The sequence below is a fragment of the Paenibacillus sp. 01T431 genome (genome assembly GCF_056398625.1).
In genome coordinates this window covers 414,924-438,443 of record NZ_JBFTPT010000001.1, presented here as the reverse complement: position 1 = coordinate 438,443, position 23,520 = coordinate 414,924, and the positions used below count along the sequence as shown (strand labels likewise).

Genomic DNA, 23,520 nt, shown 5'->3' with positions numbered 1-23,520 from the left:
ACTTAAATATCGAAATCGGTTTGTGGATAAAAATATACCTTAATCGCTTCCTGCTTATTTAATAAATCAACGGCTTCCTGATACCGATCAAACGTATAATGATGAGTTTGCAAACATTCCATGTTTAATTTCTTATTTCCCACCAGGTCGATTAGCAGCTCATGATCCCTTGGACCAACATTGCGGTATTTATAAGATTCCAGCTTCATTCCCTTGTACCACAGATGCTCCGGATACTTCACTTCTCCGCGAAGAACACCAAATATAACGATATGTTCATCTACGTACTCAATCAGATTTTGCACAGAAGCGGCCGCCCCGACACAATCGTAGCCTAAATCGAATTGTTGACCCTGCAGCTCATCGACAAGGCAAGTCTCGCCAAGTCCAAGCTCTCGAACCTGTCGTACTCGCGTTTCATTAATATCTACTCCGATAACACGTGAAGCCCCCCATAGGCGCGCCACCTGAATGGCCAGCATTCCCGCAGGTCCTAGACCGGACACGACGATAGATTTGCCCCGCAGATCGCCAAATTGCATGATTCCAATTACTACACATTTCAATAGTTCAAGCGATACTGCTTGTTTATCAGAGATATGATCTGGCAGTTTGATGAGCTCCTCTTCACGGAAGCATAAATACTGCGCATAAGCCCCGTTACCATCCAAATGCTCAAGGGCAGCCACACGGTCCCCCACATTCAGCGTACGCACGCTTTTTCCCACCGATTTGACTACGCCAGCCAGCTCATGTCCCGGAAACCCCGGGGGTAATGGGTAATTGGGAGATTCATTATAATTAAACATATTGCGGCCAGCCAGCATATTCATATCCCAGCGAGGACAAGTTGACACCAGTCTTATCTCTACCAATACCTGATCATCAAAAGGTACCGGAATTTCATGTTCTAAGATGGTATACGTATTCGCTCCTGTAATTTGCAAAGCTTTCATAAGACAGCATCACCCTTCTATTAGATGTTCAAATGCCTGATAATAAAGCCAATGCCCATAATCATTCGGATGATTAATATTGTTGAGCAGAAGGCTCTCTGGCGTTTTTCCTGCTCGTAATTCTTGTTTCCAAATCTCATTCACATCTGCAACGCCGATATCATATTCCTTCCCCAAGCGACGAAGAACTTCAGCGTATCCATCCATTAGCCCACTCGTATATTTCCACAAGGGATTTGGCTCGCAAGGCGTAACAAGCACAATATCTGTTTCACAGCTACGCATCGTAGTTTCTATAATCGTTCGAATATTACTCTCGTAAATAGCATAAGGTACTGCCACTTCTCCCTCGAATAGATTCTGATCATTCATCCCGTACCCTATCGTTAGAAGATCGGGTTGATTAGACACAATATCCTGCTCTATGCGGGCTGCGCCTCCCGTGCTTGTCTCTCCTCCGATTGCTTTATTAACAACGCGAAGGTTTCCACTCGAGCTTATAGCAGATAGCCGATGCGCAAAACGTTGATAAAAAGTATAGCTATCCTCACTTGCCTCTCCGCCTTCGCTAATGCTGTCACCAAAAACCACATAAACAGCTTCTTGTCCGGCATTAAGCTTTTTCATCGTGTTTTTTAATAAACGACTAGCCCCCAAGCTCATTCCGGCATTTAATTGATGTTGATGTTGCTCCCTCTCATATTCGTAGTCTATAAATACAGTGAAACTGCGATTACTGTATTCCTCAAACAAATGATGATCGAAGTTCAGGTTTTGAAAGAATACATGGTCAGCCCAATCCCGTATACTGCTTGCGACCGTTCTTGCAATCAGCCCAGTTTCATAATCAACAATAAAATCCTTTCCTTCTTTATAACTAACCGACTTCACATGCTCGGAATTCGTATGTGTTCTTAAGCTCAAGCTTCCTTTGACGATCGGGTGGAATCGCAGCTGCTGCTTTTCTTGCCCCACAAAAACGAGTGACTCCGCTGTTTGTTTCACGTTATGCACTGACATTTAGCAAACCTCACCCTCCCATTTAACTTTTCACTGCCCCTGCCGTTAAGCCTTCAACGATGTACTTTTGCAAGAATAGATACAATAGAATGACCGGCATGGATACCATAACCAAGTCAGCAAAAACCAGATTCCAATCCGAGGAATGCTGACCAAAGAAAAAGTATACGGTCAAGCTTAAGGTGAAGCGGCTCGCCGTATTTAAGAAATAAAACGGGGTAGTGAAGTCATTCCATACCGACATAAATGCAATAATTAGGACGCTGGCGCTTACCGGCTTCAGCAATGGGAAAATAATCTTCCAAAACAATCCGTAAGGGCTAACTCCGTCAATCATTGCGGCTTCATCCAATTCTCTTGGAATGCTATGAAAAAAACCGATGTATACGTAGGTTAGAAAAGCATAATTCCCAGCAATATAAAGCAAAATCACGCCTAAATAAGTACGAACCAGATGCAAATCAAACATCAGCATATACGTCGTAATAATGGAGGAAGGCAATATTAAGCCGGCAATAATAACCGTTTGCAGCAGCCTGCTCACCCGGTTATCTCTCCGTTGAATGAAATAAGCGGACAGTGAACAGAAAATAACGATAAAGAATACACTAATGACGGTTAAAATCGTTGTATTCCATAATGCCTGAGGAATCTTGGCATTTACGAACACATCTGAATAGTTATGCCATAGGTTCCATTTCGTCGGGAAGGATAATCCTAAATCTGAAGCCTCCGCCTGTGTTTTGAAGGAGTTCACAACGACCAAGTAGATAGGAATGGCGATGATACAGCTAATGAACACAGATAGAGCTTCCCATAATGTTTTACGCAATACTCGCATTCCACTCACCCTCTGTTGTCTTTATTTAGATATTTGTTCGTTATGGATACAAGGACGAGAATGATCACAAACAATAACAAGCTAGCGGCAGTCGCTTCCCCATTTCTTCCTTGCGAGAAACTTTTGTAGATCATTGTGTTAATTACGCTAGAAGCATTCCCTGGACCGCCTCCAGTAAGCGCATAAACGATATCGAATACTTTTAATCCGCCAATGAGCGAAATAATAATGTTGGTATTCACAACGGGGAGAATCATCGGGAATATAATATGCCTCTTCTGCTCCCAATTTGTTGCTCCGTCAATCTTGGCGGCTTCAATCATCTCTTTCGGAATGGTCTGAAGTGCTGCCAGAAACAAGATGACCGTTAATCCCGTCCACTTCCATATTTCAACAAAGGAGATGGAATACATCACGATATGGCTATTTGTAAGCCATTGTTGGGTTAGAAAACCAAGATGAAGGTTCTCCAATAACACATTGATAAACCCCCGGCTCGGGTGAAATAGGGCTGTAAATGCCAGTGATACTGCAATCGGGCTTAGTATGACGGGAAAGAAAAGGGCAGAGCGCAAGAAATTTGTACTTCTTAGCTTTTGGTTTACAAAGTTAGCTAATATAAACCCAAGTCCGACTTTACCGACTGTTGTGACCACTGTGAAAATAAAAGTATTCTTAAATGCAATAGAATTGCTCGAATCATCAAATAGGGATATGAAATTTTCAAATCCAACGAGCCGTGTGTAATGAAAGGTGGCGTCTAGATTCGTGAAGGCATAGAAAAAATTTGAAATCGCTGGCCACACGAAAAAGATTAAAAATATACAAAGTCCTGGAGCTAGCATTGAGTACCTGTAGTAATGACGCTTCAGCATTTATTTGCCCTCCAAAAAAGAGAGAGAGTTTCTCTATTTCAGAAACACTCTCCAAATTTGCTTTTCATATCGACTATTTCTAGAAAGCTTTACTTGAAGTTCGGATCATCCTTAGCTTTAGCGTTCTTCACTAATTCTTTCTGTTCCGCTTCTTGCACCTGCTCTGGGGTTTTCGCGCCTGCTACTAAATCCTGCAGGAATGCTGGATAATCCCCGTATCCATAGGCAGGGATGCCTTCGCTAGGATTAACGCCGGTTGGAGCAGCTTTTCCTTCCTCTCCAAACTTCTGTGCATCAAGCTCAGCAGGTGTCAGAAGTGTATTCGTAACTCCCTTGATGGCTGGTATACCGCCTTCTGCGCCGAAATAAATATTTTGAGTCTCAACGGATTCAAAGTAGTTGACGAATTTTTGAGCCGCCTCTTGATTGCTTCCTTTCACGACATACATAGCATTAGGCGCATATACCCCAGCAACGTCCTTGCCCCCACCATTAAAGGGAATAAGGAATGCTCCAATATCATTCGTTTGTTCAGGGTATTTGGCCGCAATATCGGTCATGACCCATGTAGCCATTGGATACATAGCTGCATCCCCATTTGCCAATGCCTTCTGTGCATTATCATAAGTATCCGATAAATAATCTTTGTTTACATACTTCTTATCAACAACTTCCTTAAGGAAAGTCATCCCCTGTCTTTGAGCATCAAAATTAGAAAACGTAGCTTTATTGGAAAATACTTTGTTTGTTAATTCCTGAAGGCCAGCCTGCGCCGCACCGGACTGATGGGTTGGAATTTGCAATGTCCAAGCATCTTTGGCGGACAAGTATACTGGGACTTTGCCTGCCTTGCTGATTACTTCAGAAGCAGCCCAGAACTCATCCATCGTCGTTGGAATTTGTAAGCTCAAGCTTTCAAAAACCTTTTTGTTAAACAGCATAACCGCCATATTAGATCCGCCGTAAGGAGCCGCATAAAATGTTCCAGCCGAGTCGAATGCACCTGTCCAAACCTTCTTATCGAAGTTAGCCATCCAAGGCTGATCCTCCTGTGAAACGAACTGCTCTTCCGGTTTCCCTAAGCCGTAGCCCTCATTAACGCCTCCATAGAAGAACAACAGATCTGGCTTATCATTCGTGGCAAACCGGGTTTTGATTAAATTATCCCCATCTGCGCCCTCAGGAAGCTTCTCAATCTCTAAAGTGATTCCGACCTTCTCTGCAGAGCCCTTCAGAACCGCTTCCATACCGCCCTTTAACCAACTCGTATGCATAAGTGCCTTTAGAGTAATCTTTTCTGGCGGTGCTGATGGTGAAACATTTTCCGAGGTTGGAGCTGCACTGGCTTCTGACGGCGTATCCGTTGAATTACTGTTGCTATTCGTTCCTGCACAAGCTGCTAAAACAAGCATGGTAAGAACCGTTACTATCCATAACAGCGTTCTCTTTGTGGTGAGACCCCTCATGTTCATTCCTCCAAATTTGTGATGTAAATGCTTACAAAACCAATGTTATGTTTTTTGCTTCTTATCGTAAATGGCGAATTTGAAAGTACTAGGGGAAATATTTCACACTGGGCAAGGCTGCATTTTTAATGTGTTATACTGAACGGGGAGGTCGTCTATGCTGTCTTTCAAAAATTTACAAACGAAATTATATGTGACTTATTCGCTTGTCCTCATCGTCATTGCACTCATTATCAGCACTCCGATGTATGTATATTTGAAAAATAATATTGAAACCAATTTAAAAGAAAATGTGGACAAGCTTGTAAGCGGTTACTCCAATGCTCTGGATGTTTATTCCACCATTAATAACAACGTAACCACCCAGCTATATATTAATCGTGACAATTCCAGCTATACTGCCGTCCAATATTTAAGCTCTATCGCCTATCTCAAAAATACGAGTCCCACCGAAACGTTACAGTCCGAAAAGGCCATTCAAAACTCCCTTTACTTGAATGCTGCCGTCTATCAAACGATTCATAGGATTAATTTGTTTACGTCAAAAGGTGACTTCTACTCAACTAACGAAGCTGACGTAGATATTATGCAAACCATCCTTGCGAATGATGGATTTAAGAATGTTCAAGCTGCGAAGGGCTCTTCCTTATTGAATTTTTCGGAGAAGGACAGATGGCTATCCCGTGATTCCGAAGCCGTCTTTTCATTTCTGCGTCAGATCAGCTGGGACTCGCATCCCGTTGGTTTTCTTGAAATCCAATTCAAAGCTTCGGATTTATTGCATGTAGAGGAATTAGATTCGAAGCAGGATAAAGAAATTATGATTGTACAAGCGGACCAGGTTCTTTATTCGTCTACACCTCCCTCATCCAACAAACTAGCCTCGATCCTTAAACAGGTTGGCAATGGGAATACAGGGAACGGCTTCATAACGAATGAAAAGGGGACTAATGATTTCTATATGTATCAGACCTCTGAGAAAACAGGCATAACGATTGTAGCCATTATTCCAAAGTCGCAACTTTTTGCGCCATTGCTCTTATTTCGTAATGTCACGATCATAAGCGTTCTACTCCTTATTGCGATCTCGGTTTTTGTTTACTTTATTCTCGCCAAAATTTTAACGCATCCTCTTAAAAAGCTAAAAAAAGCGATTGATTCTATTAATTTAGGTGAGACCAATCAAGCCTTTATTGAAAATAAATTTCATATGGGTGAAATCGAAATTATTAACCGTTCCTTTCTAGCCTTGAACCAGCGTTTACAAGATAGTCTTGAGGAGACTGTTCAATTCCGAACCTTGCAAATGCAAGCTAAATTCGATGTGCTACAAGCTCATATCAATCCTCATTTTTTATTTAATATGTTAGGTGTCATTACTGTTTTATCAGATAGAGGCCAGCAAAAGGCTGTATCGGACACAAGTAGAAAACTTTCTCAATTCTTACGATATTCGATTTCTTCCGGCTCGTCGATCACAACCGTAAGTGAGGAGCTAGAATTTGCACAGCATTATTTGGATCTATTAAAATCTCGCTATCAACACCGGCTACATTATGATATAGAAGTTCCTGAATGGCTTTTAAATATTCAAATTCCCAAATTAATGATACAGCCTATTATAGAAAACGCCATTCAGCATGGTTTATCGGATAGCGATAAGCAATTGAAAATTCAAATTATCGGTAAAATAATCGGAAATAAGTGGGAGATACGAATCAGTGATAATGGTGTCGGGTTTGAACCTGCTTCTTTGGAAACGTTGAAGCACAACATTCAAGGCTATCTTGAACGCATTCAAAATAATCAAACATTAAACGAGCCTATTTCAATTGGAGGAATGGGCCTAGTGAATACGATTGCTAGACTTCAGCTCATGTTCAAGGAGCAATATCAATTCTCCTTCGGCAATAACGAGGATTGCGGAGCCTATGTATGTTTCCATGGCTACATCAAACTTTAACATAAGTTCCCTAACGTATCATGTAATGGAGGCGGCTGCCATGAGGATTATGATTGTTGATGATGAACCCTTCTACATGGATCATCTTAAAGAAGTAATTGAAAACAGCGACTTTAGCAAAAGAGAGCAGACCCAGATTGTCGCCCAATGTATTAGCGCTAGCCAGGCACTGGAAGCCATACCGACCGTTCAACCCCATTTAATCTTTACCGACATCAAGATGCAGCTCATGAACGGGATCGAGTTTGCAGCCATCATTCGGCAAAATTGGCCTCATATCATCGTCGTAATCGTGAGCGGTTACTCTTCCTTTGAATATGCCCGGGATGCCATTCGGGCCAATGTGGAGGACTACCACGTCAAGCCGGTTGATCCTTCAATCATCGAACAATTATTAGATAAGACGAATACACGCATTAGCTTGGATACCTATCTTCAGCAGCAATCTTTATTAAATGAATTGCTCGAAAACAAGAGTATAGAGGGAAGTATCCAAACCACTTTACAGCAGTGCTTTCCATTCTCTAGCTATTATGTGTTTTGCTTTAATAAGCCTACATTTTCACAAGATAAAGCTCRTTGTCCCACTCTGACGGAGCAAGAAATCCAAAACAAACTATCTTCGAATCCTTTATTGCTAAAGAACGAGAAGGCTTGGATCGTTTCAAGAAATGATTTCAAAAGGGGATTTATTATCCTCGGATTATATCAATGCGGCGACCAGCGGATTAAACAACTTGCTGAGGAAATTGTTCTGATGATCGGCGGTTCAGGCAGTCACCCTTCCATCGCCGTTAGTCGAAGCTTTAACGATATTAGACAGTTTCACCAGGTTGCAAATCATCTTCACGATGAGCTGTACCATCAACTGGTCATTGGACAATCCAAGACGATCTTTTTATCTGAGCAACAACCCGCTTTAGAAAAACTCAATCTGCTCCTAAGCAGCACCGATGAGAAGAAAATTGTTATTGCGGTGGATAAAAAGGATTGGAAGCTGTTAAAAAAAATGATCTTCCATTGGTTTGAGCAGTGGGAGGAGCACTCCTGTCCGAACCTCTATTTACAAAGAAATGGCAAGCAAATGGTTCAATGGTTAGAAAAGCATTTCCGCTCATTAGAACCCCTCATAAGTATCACAACGGAGAAAGAAATGGAGGAAATCATTGAATCCGCCTACTCCTATTCAAATGCTGCTGAGGATATCTGGAACTTGCTATCGCATATTTTCCGATTTGAAGACCATGACCCCGCCAGTAACAAAGGAGTCCGATTACTTGAACAAATCTCCGACTATTTATCCGCGAATTTGAGCGAAACAATTTCAATGACTCATATTATGGATCGATTTCAAATTTCGAGCACCCATTTAGGAAATCTATTTCGCAAGCATCATGGAGAAACCTTTGTCGAATATTTAACTACTCTCCGCATTAATAAAGCGAAGGAGCTCATGCGAATTCATCCAGAGATGCCTCTAAAAGAAATTTCTGAAATTACAGGTTATACAGATCGGCACTATTTCACCAAAGTATTTAAGCTCGTTACAGGTAAATCCCCGACAGATTATAAAGATCAGCTTCTTCAGGAATAGAAGTTCGAGGCTTATTGATTTTTGTCCCAAATGGATTTTATAAATAAATAATAAGAGAGACTCCAAGGCATCTGCTGCCTTGGAGCCTCTCTTCAATAACTCTTTATACCTGAATATTCCTAAGGGGGGTTTGCTGCCGACATTTAGCTATGAACAACAAGTGAGGTGAGCGTAAGTTCCACCTCCGTATCGCCCACTGCCACTAAATGTATTTCTCCATAACCGCTTGTCGGCCTAAACGCAAATGATTTTACCGCCGAGCCTAGTTCCGGTTGTATAAGCTCAACGCTTCCAACAGCCTCAACTCCTTGCAAAAACACCGTATATTCGCCTGGAGTTGAGAATCGGAGTCGCAGGCTCATTTGATCCGATTGAACATCAAGCAGCTCGATATCAGCCAAAGCGCTTATTCGAATATCATGCGTTCCAATCCGCACCATCTTCGTTACCGGATTTGTACGTTCTCCTACAAGCAGGCTAAGCAGCTCAGCACCTTGGTAATTCGGGTACAGGTAATCAGAGGTTTCCCATTTCAGCAAACTTGTTGCATCATACAAATGAGTAGGATACCGGCTATCGGCGGCCGTCGTTTGCCTTGATCCGCTTACGGATAAGCCCTCACTGATTTTGGAGTAGTCAATGCCTCCCGCATCCAAATAATCCTCCCATAAACCAGATGACTTCATAGATTCATATAGCTCCATCAGTGCAATCCCGTAATCATGCCCGGACCACTGGACTGGTCTCCCGAACCAGGTAGAAGGAAGCGGCACACCGTTGCTCCGATAGATGGATTGCCCAAAGGAAGCGATAGCTGAATATTCCATAAATGTATGGCTGCCAAAAAATCCTCCCTGGCCGTCAGCTTTCTCTATGCCATAACTTCCGTCACTCCATAGATAAATGAAAGGCAATCCTCTACCCGCCCACAGCTTCGCATTTTCCAAATATTTGTCTTCGCTCGTCAGTGTGTATGCTTCCACATTGGCTCTTACTGCAAGTGCCGCCGTTCCCAGCTCAGGAATCATATTTCTCAGCTCCCATGACTGCGAGCCTCTAGGCATCGTAAAGCTGTCATTCATATAATTCAAGCCGGCAAGGCCATAAGTTGTCGCATTTTCATTGCCAGTCAGCCGAGCATGTCTAAGCATTTTGAACAAAAATTCGGCATTTGATCCCGCCGTTACGTCCGATAATTGGCCGATAAAAGGACTCGTTGGAAATCCTTTGCGTTTAATGAAGGTTTCGTAATCCCAATAGATGCCCTCCGTTACATCAGCGGGATTTACGAGCTTCGCCGTTGAGATCAAGGAATCTACATTGACGCCTTGCATAGCCTCCATCGTTTTTGCGGTTATTCCTTCCAGATAGAAAGGAAGAATGTAGCCATAAGCAGAATAATTGCTGCCTAACCCAGCCATTGCTGTTTGAACCCGCTGCTTCGCGATGTTTTGGTAGGAGGCGGCGGCGTATTTATTCAATAGGGCATATGGTGTAATAAATGCAGATGTAATCATTGGCGTCGCCGCAGGCCCGATACGATTCATCCATTTATGATCAGAGGGCGACCATAGATTCTCAAAGCTGGTCAGAATAGCTTCGCTTTCCTGCTGCATCGTTCCATGTGCGTAGGGGAGCGGCTCTGCAAGCCCGTGCTCCTGCGTCCACTCTTCAATGGTCGCGGACATTTCCGTCCCTTCCTTAACAAACAACTCGGATTGGAGCTTTAGTAATTGGTTAGCGCCTAACTGATAAGACTGCCGAACCGGATTTTCATTATTGGCGCTAGCTGTTGTTTTATCGTAAAAGGTTGGGATGCCAGTTGCAAACGTCGCATTTTCATTGACCCCTTTAAAGATCGAAGGAATAAATAAGCTTAGTTTGGTAGAAATCGTGTCTTCGCCTCGTTCAAGGCGATTGGGTATGCCAAAAAATGCGGACGGTTGATCATTTATACCGTCCCATTTTTGCCTGGCATCCCACATTAATCCAAACATCAGCTCACCTTTTCGAACGGCCATTAACGGCACCGTAATTTTTCGCGGATGAGGAACATAACGATAAGCGTCTACATTATCGATGACAGCATCGGTATTCGAGGACTGATTGTTATTCGTCATATCGTCCAGCCACTCCAGACCAGGAAACAGCGCTTCGTTAATATAATCGCCCTGCACATCCGTCATTGAACGAATGACCCGGTAGTTCGGATCGAGCGCTGGAACATCGGCTTCGCCAAGCAGCAGCGTTGGTCCGATAATCGCTGCAATATTCCTTGCCTGATTCGATTGCAGCATGTGCTCCAATTCCAGATTCCCTGAGGCAGTTTCTTCAACATGGATCGCTCCTGACCATAATGCTCCATCGGAAGCCTCAAAGGATATTGAGAAGCTGGAGCCCGTAGCCCCGCTTGCATAAAGCTCCTTTACCGTAAGCTCGTCATGTATTATTTCCTGAACGCTACCAAGTGAAGGCATAACGGCGATTCTGCTCCATGCGCCGTCGCGTTTTGCCTCCAGCCAGCCGTAGCCGTAGCCCTCCAGTCCGGTATGGCTCGGAGCCGGGAATACCAATCGCCTCTCTCCATTTCCGATAATGACGTCATCCGGCTGTCCGCTGCCGGGCAGCGTTGCCGGCAAGCTGAATATGCGGGATAAGCCTCTCGTCGTTGCGATGCCATTTCCTTTTACCGAAAAAGCGATTGCGCCAGCCCCTGTATCCAGCACATTGACATTATAGACAATTTGTGCGGACTCTCCTGCCGATAGCGCAGTGAGATCAAAACCTGATACTGGCGTTATTTCAAGAAAATCCGGAGCGCTTAGCTGCAAGTCAAGTCCCGCTACGCTGGCGCCAATATTTTCGATTTCAGCTTTTATGACAAACTGATCGCCCGGCGATACGATTTCGTGGGCCGAAGTTTGAAACGTAGTCAACCGAATTTCAGGAGAAAGATCTTGCTTGCGCAGCAGCTTGATTTCCTTGACTACAATCTCAATGCCGTCCTTCATGCTCGGATAGGTGGCCATCGGATCGATTCGAAGCTTAGTGATGTTCCCCGTCCAGCCTGCATGCTCGCCCATATCTATCAAATAATTCTGGAATTCCGGAATCTCTGCAGCGGTGTTGCGAAACGATATTTTTCTAGATTCGCTCAACCTGTCTGTATCTACTCCCGCATCCGTCCCGAAATAAATAGCGGCATTGGCGGTATGGTTCACCTTCATCGTTAAGCTGACATAACGGTATTCAGAAGGAATATTCGGATAACCCGCGCTGTGCGGCTCCAAATAGAAGGTTGGATTCGATGTAGAAGCTCCGATTGGCTGATCTGTCGTAAATAAATGAACACCCTCCGAATTCCGATAAACGTGATTCACATCAATATGATTCGCCCAAACGCCTGTATCCGAATTCACATCCCAGCCGAGCAGATTCGACCAAGGGGCCGCCGGCTTGCCATACAGCTCATCTTGCTCCTCCGCAAACAGCTGCACGCCGCTTGTGGTGAAATCCCAATCGGTAACCTGATTTGCCAGCAGCGGAACTTTCGTATACTTTGCAGAAGCTGCAGCTCCGGCTATTTTCCCCCTTACTGCCTTTACTTTCATATACGTTGATGCCGTTACGGTCAGCCCCGCTGTTGAAGCAGGAACAGCTATTCCATTTAACGCCGTATCCGTCGCCGGATCATAAAGCGGCTCCGTTCCATCCGTTGTGTAGATCAGCGAATCTGCGAACGCCGATTGTATAGCAATGGTCTGAGAATTATGAAATATAGCTGAATTCGTTAGAGAAACCGGATTTACTCCTGCTGTATACGTTACTTGCTTCTGGTCTTTGATCACACCATCTAACAGTGCGATAGCTTTCAACGTGGTAGTCGCATTAATTTCGATCGAATCATTAAATATAATATCGCCTTCGATCAAAGTACCGTGGGTAAAGCTTGGCTCCGAACCGTCCAGTGTATATCGGATTTGATCGGCTCCAATGACGGAAATATCAACCTGCTTGGTTTGTCCGAAAAAAGTATCGCCGCTGGATACCGTCAATTTGGTGTCTAACGGATCCCCGACAAAGACGGTCCCGCTCTTAAACATCGTAATATTCGTATCCACATTCGTTCTGCTGCTCGTATAGACGGGGGTAAGCTCGACTCTGTAATCCTTTCCTGCTTGTAAACCGTCAACAAAAACATATTGATTTCTCGGTCCCGTATATTCGACGGACTGCGGGCTTCCATTGTCGGTTATATTTTGATAATTGACCTTAAATTTGGAAACGCTTTCATTAAAAGCGGGAATAAAGAGATAAAAGCCGTTTGTATCGCCTGCCAGTTCTAAGCTGTCACGCTCTGCTTCCGGCCTTAAGTGGTTAAATAGAAAATTATCCATGGTGAATCCGACATTGGCATTAGCAAATACGCCAACGAATCCTGGCAGAGCCTCGGAGGATCGAGTGACATCGACAATGGGCGTTGCTGAACCATTTAAATAAGTAAGAACACGGTCGCCATCAACAACCTGCTTCACGCGAAACGTTTCCCATGGCAATACATCGCGGTTTAACGCCGGTACGCCATAATCCTTAATCGCCCGGAACTTCCCGCTACCCGTATTGGCAATAGAGGTGCTCCCTTCAAAAAAGTTCATTTTTGCATCATAGCTGATATGCGTCTTCAGCTGCGAGTCCCAGCCATCGCTCCAGGCTTGCTTCTGAAACTGGATACCGGCCTGTTTATTCAGCTCCCTATGCGTAACCGTCATATCAAAGGAAATCTCAAAATCGTCGTATTTATGAGTGGGGTTGCCGTTGAAACCATAATCAAATACACCTACGGTTGAAGCTTCTACTGGCCCAACAGCAAGCTGCCCGCCACTCAAGGCTACATGTGCTGTATCTCCTGAGAACTTGAAGGCAGAGCTGCTTCCGTCATGATAAATTCCGTTTTGCAGTGTACCGGCTTGAAAATCCAGTAAAAAGGTGGAACCCTCTCGAATGACAGCGTCATTCGAGCTTGCTTCCGCAGTTAAAGGCTTGCTTGCCAAGCCGGCTGGCAATAGCAGAATAACCGTCATAAGGACGGCAAAATACTTCTTAATCCTAATCATATCAATCACTCCTGTCTCTGATTTTTTTCTCGATATTGCCCTGGCGTTATGCCTTCTTGCTTGCGGAAATATCGAATAAAATTTTGCGAATTATTGTATCGCAGCCGTTCGGCAATCTCCAAAATTTTCAAATCGGTATCAACCAGCAGCTTCTTGGCTAACTGCAAACGGAAATTCGATAAATAATCGCTGAAATTGAGACCTACCTCCTTGCGAAATACACCACGGATATAATCCGGATGATAACCGATCCGGGATGCGCATAATTCTAATGTAAGGTCCGTTTCAGCTTCTTCGTGGATCATAGCGAGCATTTGATCGGAAATTTTGGCATATTGATTTTTCCGTTTCTTCTCTAGTACATTCATCATCGGATAAATAAGAATTTGGCTAAACCATTGCTCCATTTCCTTAATCGTCTTGAGCTGATACAACTGGTCGATTAATGACTTTTCTCCATCATAGAGAGAGTCTATCGGCTCACCCAGGCTTTGCGCCATTCGAACTAAATCCAACAGGAAGGATGTCAAAGGAACAAAATATTCTCTATGCCCTACCTTCTCATTGAAAATATCTTGAAGATACTTATGAAGCAGCTGGTCAGCCTGAGCATAATCAGCAAGCTTGATTGCATCCAGCAGCTCTTGTTTAATCCCATCCGGAATATGCGAGAGGATCGTTCCCTCCGGCTCGACATCCATAATATGAATAATGCAGCTAGGACCCATGCGTATCGTATATTTAAGCGCCTCGGTTGCGTCCTGATAGGCCCAAGGAGCAGATTCAACCGTTGGATAAAACCGGCTAATTCCTACGCTAGCTTTCAAGCCCAGAAACTGATCAATCTTTTCTCTAGTCTCATCGGCATACGCATTGATTTTAAGCTTGAATAATTCCTCAGACGTCTCATTACTGCCGATCAGTGTAACCTGTGTGCGCTGCATAACGACAGGCTTCAGCCTTTCGCTTTCATTCAAAACCTCGCCGGCAATATTGTTTATAGCAAATAGCAACAGCTCTTCATCTCTATTCTCATACCGGGTTCCCTCAAGCGTATCAATCTGGATCGCCATGACGCCAATATAATGCCAATTACGGTTTGACGTTATCGCATCCATTCGCTCCGTCATTTCTTGGGCCCTCACTTCTCCCTGATAAAGCTTGATCATGAACAGCTCATCAACATAGCGCTGCTGACCTTCGACAATGCCGGAGAGACGATTTTTCGCATACAGCATTTCATAGACCTGGCTGTCAATATATTGAAACTCATCACTGCTGCGCTTGACTGTTGATCCTTCTTCCTTCTCAGCAAGAAAGCGGTAAAGACGACTGATCGGGCTGTACATTTTTCTAGACCCCAGCAAGGCAACAAACAATGTACCTACAAAAATCAGCAAACATGCCGTGTAGGTATACCATTTAATGACCTTGGAATCCTTCGTAATGAGATTCACCGATGAAATGGATACATAGGTCCAGTTATTATAGGAGGATTTGCGGAAATTGACGCCCATATCGGTATTTATCTTCGCATGGTTATCGCCAACCGCCTCTGCCGTGGCAAACATAAACTGCAGCTCTTTCTTATCGCGAAAATCCTGCCCGATTTGTTCTTCATTGCTGTGTGCGATGACAATCCCGTCATGATCGAGAATCATCACCTCGCCAAGCTCATTGTTATTGGTCAACAATTTCGTAATCTCTTTATTCATAAATTTGATGATGATTAATCCCGAGGGGCTTTGTGCATGTAGCGGCAGCTTTTTGACCAAATGAACCTGCTTTCCCCCGTCAGCAGTCGTCCAAAAGCTTGACTTGTCAACCTTGGCGTAGCTATGAATCATTTCCTTTTGATTAAGTGCTTCCAGCCGCAGAACCTCCGTGCTGTTGTCGATCACCCATCCGTTGTTGAAGCTGACGAGCCATATGTCATTTATACCGAGCTCGAAGCTTTGCAGCTTATGTAAGCCTTGAAGCAAATCATTCACAGTTTCGAATTGATTAGCAGTCAACGGCATATTTAAAGCTGAGCTCACAAGAGATGAATTCATAAATTGAACAGCAGATAAGTCCGCCATCTTCAAAAGCTGCTCAACACTTTGCTGTGTTTGTTCCAAATTCAGACGATTGGCCTTGGTTACTTTATCTTGAATAATCTCGGAGGACTTATAATAAGAAAGAACGCCAAGAACGATGACAGGAAGAGTTCCCAGCAGCATGTTGAATAGAAATAATCTCGTTAAAAATTTCGGCAGCCGGTTTCCTAAAATAAGTAAAACCTCCATATTTTCAAATAACTTAAGGAATTCACCCTTCATAAAGCGGTGAACCCCTGTCTCGTTATTGTAGATTAACTATTCAGGAATGGCTACGAATCTACCATTATTTCTGTACAGCGCTGTATTGCTCTGTCAATTCCTGAATAGCTTGGTCTCCCCCGCTTTTACGCCATGATTCTATCGCTTTTTGCCAAGCGCTCTCATCGATTTCGCCCATAATGAATTTCACCCTGGCATCGGTAAGAATTTTGGTCATTTCGGGTCCCTTCTCAGCCAAGGTCGTCGATTGAAAGGCTTCTACTGGATTCGGCACTACAATTTCAACATTGTCTTTAAACATTTGTTTGTATTTTTTTACGATTGGCGCATCCTCGCCTGCTGTCACTAAAGCACCGTCATCGTAACGAATTTGGTTAATCGAATTGATATCTGTCTCATAGGCTTTGCCATCGGTACGAACCGGTACTCCGTTATCTTGCTTGTAGTGCTTGCCCTCAATTCCCCATTCAAATAAATTTTGAATTTTCTCATCAGACAGCTTATCCAGGAAAGCAAGAATGTTTTTTAGCTCTTCCTCGGTTTTTACGCTCGTTTTCGGGAACATATACAAACCGTTATATCCGCCGTTGAATAGCATCTGACGCTCGCCCGCTGGACCGCTGATTCTGCTAATTACATCAAGCTCGGCATTTGGATTTACTTTGATTAAATCATTAAAACCACTGTTCACATCATCTAGTGCGCTAATAATCAACCCGGCATTTCCTTGATTCATCGCTTCTACGCGCTTTGTACCCGGCGTAATCGCAAAGTCCTGATTGATCAGCTTCTCCTCATACAACCGTTTATAAAGCTTGAGCACATCCAAATATTCACTCTTGAAAAAATCAGGAACAACCTTGCCGTCCTCAATGCCATACATATTGTATCCGCCATGCCAAGCGAGCAGCGCTTGGAAACCGTTCATGCCTCTGCCTTCGTACATCCCAAACGTATCGTTTTTGCCATTTTTATCAGGATCTTGCGTAGCAAAAGCTTTGATCACATTGTAGAAATCATCGATTGTTTTAGGAGCTTCCAATCCTACCGTATCCAGCCAATCCTTGCGCAAAATGATGCCTTCGCGCGCCACAGGACGGCTGCGGAATACACCGTATGTCTTGCCTTCTATGGCGATGTTGTCAAGCACAAGCGGATTCAGCTTGCTCAAATTTGGATAATCTTTAAGGTACGAACCAATTTCCCAGAACATGCCAGACTTTGCTGCGTTAATGATGCTTGGGCTTTTGTTACCCGTTATCATCATAATTTGCGGCAGCTCGCCGCCGGCAATGGTCGCATTGATTTTATCCGTATAAGCAGAGTTAGGAACCCATGTAATATCAAGCTTCGTCCCGGTATATTCCTCAATGAACTTAATCGCTTCATTATCCGCTTTTGGCGGCTCAACCGAATAATATTGATTAATCATGGACAGTTTGATCGGTGCAGCAGGCTTAGCCGTTTCCTCTGGTGCCGATGTAGATGTCGGCGGTAATGACTCCTTCGCACTGTTTGTGCCTTTGCCGGCTCCCTGACTGCAACCAGCCAATAGGACCGCTGATAGAATGATAGCACCACCAAATCTCATAGCAGCTTGTAAGCGATTCCAACCCTTCATTTAAAAATCCTCCCCTTGCTCTCATAGTTTTATATTAAATGACGACGCATCATACGTCATCCTTTAACCGAACCCAATAGAACCCCTTTGGCAAAATGCTTCTGTAAAAATGGATAGACCATTAGAATCGGAAGCGTCGATACCGTTATCACAGCCATCTTGACGGACTGCGCCGGAATCGCAAGCGATTCGCTCATCTGGCTTGCGTCGCCAATGCCGCCTTCCGCCATAATAACGACCTGTCTTAACAAAACCTGAATCGGCCATTTAGCCGTATCATTAATGTAGAGAATGGCCGTGAAAAAGGAGTTCCAATGCCCTACCGCGTAAAACAACGAGAAGGTAGCAATTGCCGGCAATGAAAGCGGAAGCACGATTTTAATTAATATTCCTATATCATTGCATCCATCGATTTTTGCTGCTTCCTCAATTCCATCAGGCATCTGCTGGAAAAAGTTTTTTAATATAATGAGATTGAATGCGCTGATCGCACCCGGAAGCAGCAAAGCCCACAGCGAGTTCATTAAGCCTAATGCCTTCACAACCAGAAAGGCGGGAATCATCCCTCCGCTAAACAGCATCGAGAAAATGATCATCAGCATAATCGGYTTTCTTCCATGCAGTTCTTTTCGCGATAGCGGATAGGCCATTAAAGACGTAAATATGATGTTGATCGCAGTCCCCGCCAATGTAATGAAGATCGTATTCAGCAGGCTGCGTACAATTGTATTTGTCGAGAAGATGTACATGTACGCATCTAATGAAAATTCCTTTGGAAAAAACACGACGCCGCGCCTGGCAAATTCCTCTGATGATAGGAAGGAATTAAAAACAATATATAAAAACGGCAGCATAGCGAGTACGGCAAACAAGATTAAAGCCGTAATATTGACAATATCAAATAACCGCCCGCCAACAGTTCGGTCTTTCATGCTAATTCACATCCTTCTTCTAATAAATGCCTTCTTCCCCAGCCTTCTTAGCGAGTGCATTTGTTCCAAGCACAAGAATCAACCCAATTACGGATTTAAACAGTCCTACAGCTGTGCTGTAGCTGAATTGTCCTTGATTAATGCCGGTCGTATAGACATAAGTATCGAATACCTCGCCAACCTCTCGATTTAAAGCATTAAGCATTAATATAATTTGTTCGAAGCCCGTATCCATAAAGTCTCCCAGCCGCAAAATCAACAAAATGATGATCGTGCCGCGTATAGCTGGCAACGTAATATGCCATAGCTGACGAATGCGTCCTGCTCCATCGATTTTTGCCGCTTCATACAGCCCGGGATCAACCCCTGCCAATGCAGCCAAAAATATGATTGTACCCCAGCCCGTTTCTTTCCAGATAATCTCCGTCATGATCATCGAGCGGAACCACTCAGCGCTAAGAAGGAAATTAATTTTCTCTCCGCCCATTTTCACGATAAGCTCATTGATCACGCCACCCTCAACCGTAAATAAAATGTAGAAAACACCGACTACAACTACCCACGAAAAAAAATGGGGAATATAAATCAAAGTTTGTACAAACCGCTTGAAAAATTCCTTTCTAACCTCATTCAGCATGAGTGCTACAATAATCGGCAGCGGAAAGAAAAACAGTAGATTATACATAGCCAGCACAACTGTATTCCAAAATAGCAGACCAAAGGTTGGTTCGTTGAACAGTCGGATAAAATGCTTCAGTCCGACCCATTCGCTTTTCCAAAAGCCCAGATAAGGCTGGTAGTCTTGAAATGAGATCAACACGCCCCACATTGGAAAATATTTAAACAAAATAAAATAAACAAGCCCAGGCAACAACATGAGATATAGCCAGCGATCACGAATTAATATTTTCATGCCAATCCTCCCCAAAAATCCTTCTTGCGCTTAGGGTCATCCCGATGGTAGATCGAATAACCTGACTTTGCTCCCGCAACATCGAACACCTTACTATTCAAGTCATATTGCAAGACCGCCACCTCGTTCAAATCTTGCAGCACTACTGCGAATTTTTTCGTGACGAGATATCCCGCTACGATGAATAAACCCTTATCCGGAATCTCAATTGGGACAGCATTACGTATACGGTTAACCTCGCTTTGCTCCTGCATTTGAACAAGCTGATCGCTTGAAGCATTTCCCCAGTGCTCCCTTGTGCCTACCCCCACCAGTTCCAAATAATGAACCTTCCTTGATAGTCCGAGCTCTTGAATCCGTTTCATATAGATCCGCGCATGCTCCACCGGCACACGAATATCTTTATCGCCATGAGCAATAAACAACGGGGTAAGCAAATTTTCGGCCAGCGCCAAGCCGCTACGTGATTGATAAGCCTCCGGATTATGCTTGGGAGGAAAGCCTATCCATACATCCAATTCATCGCGGAATTCTCCAATCTCATCCTGCTCATACCAAAGCGCATAATCCGAAATGCCGCACATTGCCGTAGCTGCGGCAAAAAAATCCGGAAACTTTGCGATTATGGCATAAGCGTTCCCGCCTCCGCCGCTTCCACCCTCGAAATAGACCAACTGAGAATTACTAATGTATTCTTGATAATGGTCTTGCACAAACCGGACTGCATCTATTACATCGAGCAGCTCCCACCCATTGCAGTCAGGGCGGCCATCAGAGAAAGCTCTCCCTCGCATATCAACCTCGACCACAAGATAGTTGCCACCCCCGTAAGGCTCTTCCCTATGTTCGAAGGGTGGGATGCTCATATGCCATCCATGTGTCGTGACTAAAATAGGCGAAGGCTCTGTAGGCTTTAATATTCTCATCGCCAGGCGAAGACCAGGCTCCTTGGATGACGGGTAATAAATAAAATCACAATAGGGTGAATATTTATTAAAGCGTTCATCATGGCTTTGGCGTTTTTCTATAATCCGATCCTCATACTTCTCTAAGGTCATGCTGCTTGTGCTCCCTTCAAATGCGGTTTAATTATTCCAAGCTTATCGAGCTGTACAATTACCGTCTATAATCATCGCCGAGCGAGTTGGCTTAACCTTGCACACATAATCTTTAGCGAGTCACCATAATCATTGACGGAGATAGCCGAGAAAGGGCAGCTACATCAGTCATTTCAATATTTTCGAGCCCCACGCTTTGCGTGTAAAATCAAAAAAAATAAGCCTCGGATTCCACTTTGATTGTGGTTTCTGAGGCTTATTCTTTCAGCTCCTTGCGACCGAACAGGCATTGTTTTCCCATTTCGTCAGAGCCTCACTATTTATAAGGAATAAGGCAGTCATTCCATACTAAAAAAACCGACTACTCAATGTCGGTTTCTTAGTCACAGCGAAGCGAATACTCGACTAGCTGCAGATTTTCTCCAATTTTATTTTGAGCGATGCCGTTGTAAAGGGCTTGCCAAGATACTCGCAAACCCTATTTTCAAAATTATACTAATTCTTAGTTTCTCCATCACCGGCGATAACCTGAACATTAGTGAATACTGCCTTATTATCACTTGTACTAGCTGGATTGCTGAGTGCCAAACCTATATAGACATCATCATTCATAATCGTTTCAAAACTGCTGACTACCGTCCAGTCCACTCCATTATTTGAAATTGAACCGGTAAATACATTGCCGCTGCGATTCAGCTTAAGCCACAATGGCGGACTACCAGCCATCGTCTGATCGACGGTGCCTCCCCCCTCATTTTCCCGATATTGAAAGGTGGCTCCATTAACTGGGGTAACCATCATGTCTACATGCTTAGCGTCCACGTCCAACGTCTCACGAATCATCAAGCCTGCTTTGGCCCATTCACTCATTTCTTCCATCATAGTCACTTGCGCTATAATCGATCCATCCCCATGCAGTGGCTTATAAATATAATTTAATAGATCGTTATTTCCCCAAATATCGGTTGAACTTCCTGTTAACGTGAATGTCTCGTCCGCCGCATCATAGGATGCATCGCCAGTCTTCAACCCGATATTTCTAGCTTTCCAAGGCTGTGGCAGAACAGCATCATAATCATGCTCCACAGGCGGCTCCCAGCCTGCAGTTGGCCAAGCTCTTCTCGCATCGATTGCTTTAAGCACATTCCAATCCCAAGCGCCATAATTAAAGTAAGAGAGATGTGTAATAGCAGGAAAGTTCTCTCGAATTCCGCCATACACCGCTTGATATTCGTCATCCGTCCAATTGTCATCGAGCGTCGGCACGATCGCTACTCCAGAACCAACAAGGAACGATGTATCGGATAAAATCCCGTTCTCGTCATAGACCCATTCCTCATCGAATCCCCAATCATCGAAATAAGCCATCGGAGCTACAAAATTTACTGCATCCTTGAACTTCGAAGCATTTTGGCCAACCTCTACGAATTCCGGAGGCAAAATGAAAACGCCCAGCTCCATGCCCGCTTTAATCTGCTCGATATCCTCACGAACATCCTGCACATAGCCGCCGATTTGATCCGTTCTCCATTCATTCCATTCAATCCTGCGAGTAGAATCTTCATCAAAGTTAATATCCAGCGGCGAATATCCGTATATGCTCTCGTACAGGTTAACCGTGTAGCTGCTTACATCCATATTGTAATTATCGAATCTCAACCAATCGAGAACCACGCCATCTATATCATAATTGCTTACGACCTCTTCAATAATCGAGCGCTCATAGGCTTGAACATCGGGATGGATCGGGTTGACGAAATACTCACTGCCATTCGAGCCTGTATAAGGAACTGCAATACCGTCAACTAAAGCGTGCATCTGCCAGCTTGGACCCTTATGAAAAGCTGCCTGATCATGGAACTGAGGAATCCATGCACGAACCTCAATACCCTTCTGATGCGCCTGCGTGATCACTTGCGAAAGAGCATCAAAGCTCTCATAGCCATCGGCTATGGGGGCGATCGCACTGTTGTAAAATACATGGCCTGAAGGCACTTCATCGTCTTCGTCCTGTTTGACACTCATATTAATAATATCCACATTGTACTTAACGGCTTGCTCAACAAAGTCCGCTACATCACTTGCACTACGAAACTGGTTAACCGTTCGTACCGTAATCTCTGTTTTGAACGGCGTGTTCTCTTCTTCAACTGGCGAGGTTACTCCCCCGTTGCCGTTTCCACCAACATTCCCGTTTTCCGGTTTGATGGGAAGCTGGCTTAATTTAACTTGCAGCGAGCGGTCCAGGATAACCACCAGCTCCGCACGTGTCAATGGATTCAAAGGCTTAAATGTGTTTGCAGAATTATAGCCGCGCATTATACCTTGAATGACCACATTGCCAATTGCTTCCTTGGCCCATTCGGCAAATTGTTCACTATCCGAAAACTCCATCATCGCTGTAGATTTATCCACTTGCAATTGAAGCAACTGATTTATGACGACAGCGGCTTGCTGCCTTGTAATGAACTCTCGCGGCGCGAATTGCTTTGCACTCTTGCCGCTGATATAACCCGCTGCGACAGCCTTTGCAACATCTTGATAAAACCAACTATGCTTAGGCACATCCTGGAAGGTCAGCTCCGATTCATTCGTGAATTGAAAGGATCGATTAACAAGCGCCACAAATTCGGCTCTTGTTAAAAGCTGATCCGGCTGAATTGAACCATCCCCGTAGCCTTTCAACCAACCCTTATCCATCCATTCTGTTAATTCCTTATTAGCCCAATGATCGACAATATCCCGTTCCGATTCTGCCTCCGCTGCAAAGCTAAATGAAGTGAATAACATACTAAAGATGAGCATTAATGCAACGATCCTATATGATTTCAAATGACTCATGCTCC

Annotated in this window: 14 protein-coding genes; 2 read left to right on the top strand and 12 right to left on the bottom strand. The window is 44.1% G+C overall.

Annotation, left to right across the window (positions count from 1 at the left end; genetic code table 11):
- Positions 1-2: 2 nt before the first annotated feature.
- From AC1DM9_RS01830 to AC1DM9_RS01810, 5 genes are all read right to left on the bottom strand, one after another.
- Entirely contained in the window at positions 3-956 is a 954-nt protein-coding gene (locus AC1DM9_RS01830) for a zinc-dependent alcohol dehydrogenase (protein WP_441882565.1), read from the bottom strand.
- Positions 957-965: 9 nt separating this feature from the next.
- Positions 966-1,976, bottom strand: coding sequence for an SGNH/GDSL hydrolase family protein (locus AC1DM9_RS01825; protein ID WP_477578203.1), 1,011 nt, complete (start codon positions 1,974-1,976; stop codon positions 966-968).
- 22 nt (positions 1,977-1,998) lie between these two features.
- On the bottom strand, positions 1,999-2,808 hold the full coding sequence (locus AC1DM9_RS01820) for a carbohydrate ABC transporter permease (protein WP_477578201.1): 810 nt from the start codon (positions 2,806-2,808) through the stop codon (positions 1,999-2,001).
- 14 nt (positions 2,809-2,822) lie between these two features.
- Positions 2,823-3,662 carry a carbohydrate ABC transporter permease gene (locus tag AC1DM9_RS01815; protein ID WP_477578390.1) on the bottom strand — a complete coding sequence of 280 codons (840 nt, stop codon included), beginning with the start codon at positions 3,660-3,662 and terminating at the stop codon, positions 2,823-2,825.
- Positions 3,663-3,781: 119 nt separating this feature from the next.
- Complete coding sequence (locus AC1DM9_RS01810; protein ID WP_477551350.1) at positions 3,782-5,158, bottom strand: ABC transporter substrate-binding protein; 1,377 nt, start codon at positions 5,156-5,158, stop codon at positions 3,782-3,784.
- 157 nt (positions 5,159-5,315) lie between these two features.
- On the opposite strand from AC1DM9_RS01810, the gene AC1DM9_RS01805 reads away from it, so the two are divergent.
- Both AC1DM9_RS01805 and AC1DM9_RS01800 read left to right on the top strand, forming a co-directional pair.
- Positions 5,316-7,121, top strand: coding sequence for a sensor histidine kinase (locus AC1DM9_RS01805; RefSeq protein ID WP_477510875.1), 1,806 nt, complete (start codon positions 5,316-5,318; stop codon positions 7,119-7,121).
- 40 nt (positions 7,122-7,161) lie between these two features.
- Positions 7,162-8,715, top strand: coding sequence for a response regulator (locus tag AC1DM9_RS01800; RefSeq protein ID WP_477578199.1), 1,554 nt, complete (start codon positions 7,162-7,164; stop codon positions 8,713-8,715).
- A 143-nt stretch (positions 8,716-8,858) separates the two neighbouring features.
- Here the strand turns inward: AC1DM9_RS01800 and AC1DM9_RS01795 are convergent, their stop codons facing one another.
- The 7 genes from AC1DM9_RS01795 to AC1DM9_RS01765 all read right to left on the bottom strand — a co-directional run bounded on the left by AC1DM9_RS01795 (position 8,859) and on the right by AC1DM9_RS01765 (position 23,515).
- Positions 8,859-13,829 (bottom strand): FN3 associated domain-containing protein, encoded by a 4,971-nt coding sequence (locus AC1DM9_RS01795; protein ID WP_477510877.1) that lies wholly within the window; start codon positions 13,827-13,829, stop codon positions 8,859-8,861.
- A 5-nt stretch (positions 13,830-13,834) separates the two neighbouring features.
- Complete coding sequence (locus AC1DM9_RS01790) at positions 13,835-16,051, bottom strand: helix-turn-helix domain-containing protein (protein WP_477578196.1); 2,217 nt, start codon at positions 16,049-16,051, stop codon at positions 13,835-13,837.
- A gap of 163 nt (positions 16,052-16,214) precedes the next feature.
- Entirely contained in the window at positions 16,215-17,771 is a 1,557-nt protein-coding gene (locus AC1DM9_RS01785; protein WP_477510879.1) for an extracellular solute-binding protein, read from the bottom strand.
- A 56-nt stretch (positions 17,772-17,827) separates the two neighbouring features.
- Complete coding sequence (locus AC1DM9_RS01780; protein ID WP_477527710.1) at positions 17,828-18,703, bottom strand: carbohydrate ABC transporter permease; 876 nt, start codon at positions 18,701-18,703, stop codon at positions 17,828-17,830.
- 19 nt (positions 18,704-18,722) lie between these two features.
- Positions 18,723-19,616, bottom strand: a complete 894-nt coding sequence (locus AC1DM9_RS01775) for an ABC transporter permease (protein ID WP_441882589.1) — start codon at positions 19,614-19,616, stop codon at positions 18,723-18,725.
- Positions 19,613-20,674, bottom strand: a complete 1,062-nt coding sequence (locus AC1DM9_RS01770) for an alpha/beta hydrolase family protein (RefSeq protein ID WP_477510881.1) — start codon at positions 20,672-20,674, stop codon at positions 19,613-19,615. The genes AC1DM9_RS01775 and AC1DM9_RS01770 overlap by 4 nt, the downstream gene beginning before the upstream one ends.
- A 495-nt stretch (positions 20,675-21,169) precedes the next feature.
- The gene (locus AC1DM9_RS01765) at positions 21,170-23,515 is read right to left on the bottom strand and encodes an S-layer homology domain-containing protein (RefSeq protein ID WP_477510882.1); all 2,346 of its coding nucleotides are present in this window, start codon (positions 23,513-23,515) and stop codon (positions 21,170-21,172) included.
- Positions 23,516-23,520 lie beyond the last annotated feature (5 nt).